At 74.2% G+C, this 4,084-nt stretch carries 3 protein-coding genes; 1 reads left to right on the top strand and 2 read right to left on the bottom strand.

The genetic code is table 11. The annotated features are described in order from the left end of the window. Positions 1-908: serine protease (locus HYE82_RS34595; RefSeq protein WP_256988105.1), on the bottom strand; the 908-nt coding region annotated here is incomplete at its 3' end. 82 nt (positions 909-990) lie between these two features. After that, positions 991-2,211 carry an amidohydrolase family protein gene (locus tag HYE82_RS34590; RefSeq protein WP_179178183.1) on the bottom strand — a complete coding sequence of 407 codons (1,221 nt, stop codon included), beginning with the start codon at positions 2,209-2,211 and terminating at the stop codon, positions 991-993. 132 nt (positions 2,212-2,343) lie between these two features. On the opposite strand from HYE82_RS34590, the gene HYE82_RS34585 reads away from it, so the two are divergent. Beyond that, positions 2,344-4,084, top strand: a 1,741-nt coding sequence (locus HYE82_RS34585; RefSeq protein ID WP_179178182.1) for a BTAD domain-containing putative transcriptional regulator, incomplete at its 3' end; no start/stop codon positions are given.

The following is a 4,084-nucleotide window of genomic DNA, read 5'->3' as shown; positions in this document are numbered from 1 at the left end:
GCTCCCGCCGTCCCCGCAGCTCCCGCCGTCCCCGCAGCTCCCGCCGTCCCGGCAGCTCCCGCCGTCCCGGCAGCTCCCGCCGTCCCCGCGCCACCCGTGGCCCGGGCGTACAGGGTCGCCGCGTAGTCGCCGAGGACCGTGCTGGTCGAGACGTCGTCGGTGTCGCCGCCGGTCAGGATGCCGATGATCTTGCCGTCGCGGGCGAGCCAGGCGCTGCCGCTCGTGCCGTCCGGGAAGTCCGCGCAGTCGAAGCGCTGCTGGGTCGGGGTCTCGCGGACAGCCTTGGCGGTGCAGGTGCGCGGAACCTTGCGGTCGCCGGGGTAGCCGGTGACGGTGACCTCCTCGCCGGCGCGGCCCGTGGTGTCGAGGGGGGCGGCGCCGGTGACGTCCTCGATGTTGCGGCCCGAGGCGTCGGGGGCGAGGCGGGCGAAGGCGAGGTCGTAGTCGTCGTCGGAGCCGTCGGACCAGCGGCTGTCCTCGAAGACCTCCTCGATCTTCCAGGCGCCGTACGGGGCCGCCCCGTTGGCGTACGCGGGTGCGAAGACGGCGCCGCGGTCGACGGCGCTGCCGGAGAGGAGGCAGTGCCCGGCGGTGACGATGAGGTTCTTGCCGGGGCTGCGGACGACGGTGGCCGTACAGAAGTGATCACCCTGCAGGCCGCCCTCGAACAGGGCTCCGGTGAAGGCGGCCGGGGTGCCCGGCTTGGGCGTGCCGGAGGTGGTCAGCTGGGGCTGCTTGGGGGATTGCGTTCGCGAACTCGGGCTCGGTGAGGGCTGCGCCGGGGCCGCCGCCTCGGTCCGGGCGGCGGGCCGGCTTCCCGGGTCCGGCACCACCTTGGTCATGGCGGCGGACGCGCCGATCGCCGCTATCGTGCACAACACCCCGGTCACCACGGTGCGCTTGTCCATCACTGCCGCCCCTTCAGCTTTGCTCTGGCGAAGCATGCCTTGATGGTCCGGTCACCCGCAAGGGGCGGCCGCTCACCGTCCGCTACGCCCCTGCCCAGAGTCCCTCCGGGGTCAGCCCCAGCAGTTCGACGGCGTTGCCGCGGACGATGCGTTCGACGACGTCGGGGGCGAGGTGGCCCATCTGGGCCTCGCCGACCTCGCGGGACTTGGGCCAGGTGGAGTCGGAGTGCGGGTAGTCCGTCTCGTACAGGACGTTGCCGGCGCCGATGGCGTCGAGGTTGCGCAGGCCGAACGCGTCGTCGAAGAAGCAGCCGTAGACGTGTTCGGCGAAGAGCTCGGAGGGCGGGCGCAGGACCTTGTCGGCGACTCCGCCCCAGCCGCGGTTCTCCTCCCACACCACGTCGGCGCGTTCCAGGATGTACGGGATCCAGCCGATCTGGCCCTCGGCGTACATGATGCGGAGGTTCGGGAAACGTTCGAACTTGCCGCTCATCAGCCAGTCGACCATCGAGAAGCAGCAGTTGGCGAAGGTGATCGTGGATCCGACGGCGGGCGGGGCGTCGGCCGAGGTGGAGGGCATGCGGCTGGAGGAGCCGATGTGCATGGCGATGACGGTGCCGGTGTCGTGGCACGCCTGGAGGAAGGGGTCCCAGGCGTCGGTGTGGATCGAGGGCAGTCCCAGGTGCGGGGGTATTTCGGAGAAGGCGACGGCGCGTACGCCGCGGGCGGCGTTGCGGCGGACCTCGGCGGCGGCGAGGCCGGCGTCCCAGAGCGGGATGAGGGTGAGGGGGATGAGGCGGCCGCGGGCTTCCGGGCCGCACCACTCCTCGACCATCCAGTCGTTGTAGGCGCGTACGCAGAGGAGCCCCAGCTCGCGGTCCTCGGCCTCGGTGAAGGTCTGGCCGCAGAAGCGGGGGAAGGTGGGGAAGCAGAGGGCGGACTGGACGTGGTTGACGTCCATGTCGGCGAGGCGGTCGGGAACCGAGTAGGAGCCCGGGCGCATCTGCTCATAGGTGATCACTTCGAGCCGGATCTCGTCGCGGTCGTGGCCGACGGCGGTGTCGAGGCGGGTGAGGGGGCGGTGCAGGTCCTCGTACACCCACCAGTCGCCGATGGGGCCGGGGTCGCCCTCGGCGCCCATGACGGGGGCGAACCTGCCGCCGAGGAAGGTCATTTCCCTGAGGGGGGCGCGGACGATCCGGGGTCCGGCGTCGCGGTGGCGGGACGGGAGCCGGTCCCGCCAGACGTGAGGAGGTTCCACCGTGTGGTCGTCCACCGAGATGATCTTCGGGAAGGTCTCCATGGCCCTCACGGTAGCGTCAATCTGACGGACCGTCAGCCAGTTGGGGAGTGATCGGTTCGACACGGGCTGACGGGTACGAGCAAGACAGGGCAGACTGGCCCTTACACCGACGGAAGGCAGGGGGGACGACAGATGGACGGCATACCGGCCATCCCGGCCCAGCGGAACCACCCCGAGGCAGCCCGGCACGCCCCCCGGACCACCCAGGCCGCCCCGGGGCCCGAATCCGTGCCCGCGGCCCCGGAGCCCGGATCGCCCGCGTCCGCCACCACCGCCCCTGCCCCCTCCCCCGGCTCCCGCTTCGCCGTCCTCGGGCCGATCCGCGCCTGGCGCGGCAGCGAGGTGCTCCCCTCCGGCACCCCCCAGCAGCGCGCCCTGCTCGCCGTGCTGCTGCTGCGCGACGGGCGCACCGCCACCGCGGCCGAGCTGATCGACGCCATCTGGGGCGAGGACCCGCCGCAGCAGGCCCTCGCCACCATCCGCACGTACGCCTCCCGCCTGCGCAAGGTCCTCGACCCCGGCACCCTCGTCACCGACGCCGGCGGCTACGCCATCCGCACCCCCGCCGGCACCCTCGACCTCGGCGTCGCCCGCAGCCTCGCCTCCGACTCCGAGCAGGCCCGCACCACCGGCGACCGCGCCCTCGCCCGCACCCTCCTGGCCCGCGCCCTCGACCTGTGGGACGGCGAACCCCTCGCCGGGGTCCCCGGCCCGCACGCCGAGACCGAGCGCTCCCGGCTCGTCGAGTGGCGCCTGCAGCTGCTGGAGACCCGCCTCGACCTCGACCTGGAGGTCGGCCACCACGCCGAGGCCGTCGCCGAGCTCACCGCGCTGACCGCCGCCCACCCCCTGCGCGAGCGGCTGCGCGAGCTGCTGATGCTCGCCCTGTACCGCAGCGGCCGGCAGGCCGAGGCCCTCGCCGTGTACGCCGACACCCGCCGCCTCCTCGCCGACGAGCTCGGCGTCGACCCGCGACCCGAGCTGGCCGCCCTCCAGCAGCGCATCCTGCGCGCCGACGCCGAACTCGCCTGTGCCGAGGCCCCGGCCCCGGCCGCCGCGCCCGTCCACGTACGGCCCGCGCAGCTGCCCGCCACCGTGCCCGACTTCACCGGCCGGGCCACCTTCGTGGACGAGCTCGGCGCCATCCTGTCCGCCGCCGACGGCCAGGTCATGGCCGTCTCCGCGCTCGCCGGGATCGGCGGTGTCGGCAAGACCACCCTCGCGGTGCACGTGGCGCACGCCGCCCGCCCGCACTTCCCCGACGGCCAGCTGTACGTCGACCTCCAGGGCACCGAGCCCCGCCCCGCCGAGCCCGTCGCCGTCCTCGGCTCCTTCCTGCGGGCGCTGGGCACCCCCGACACCGCCATCCCGGACACCGCCGACGAGCGGGCCGCGCTCTACCGCTCCGCCCTCGACGGCCGCCGCGTCCTGGTCCTCCTCGACAACGCCCGCGACGCCGCCCAGGTCCGGCCCCTGCTGCCGGGTACCGCCGGCTGCGCCGCCCTCGTCACCAGCCGGGTCCGCATGGCGGGCCTCGCCGGGGCCCATCTCGTCGACCTCGACGTGATGAGCCCCGAGGAGGCCCTCCAACTGTTCACCCGGATCGTCGGCGCCGAACGCGTCGCCTCGGAACGCCAGGCCGCCCTCGACGTCGTCGGCGCCTGCGGCTTCCTCCCCCTCGCCATCCGCATCGCCGCCTCCCGCCTGGCCGCCCGCCGCACCTGGACCGTCTCCGTCCTCGCCGCCAAGCTCGCCGACGAACGCCGCCGCCTCGACGAGCTCCAGGCCGGCGACCTCGCCGTCAAGGCCACCTTCGAGCTGGGCTACGGCCAGCTGGAGCCCGCCCAGCAGCGCGCGTTCCGCCTCCTCGGCC

It is taken from the genome of Streptomyces sp. BR123, from assembly GCF_013401435.1.
Classification (GTDB): Bacteria; Actinomycetota; Actinomycetes; order Streptomycetales; family Streptomycetaceae; genus Streptomyces.
The sequence above is the reverse complement of the archived record's forward strand: the minus strand, read 5'-3'. Positions and strand labels throughout refer to the sequence as shown.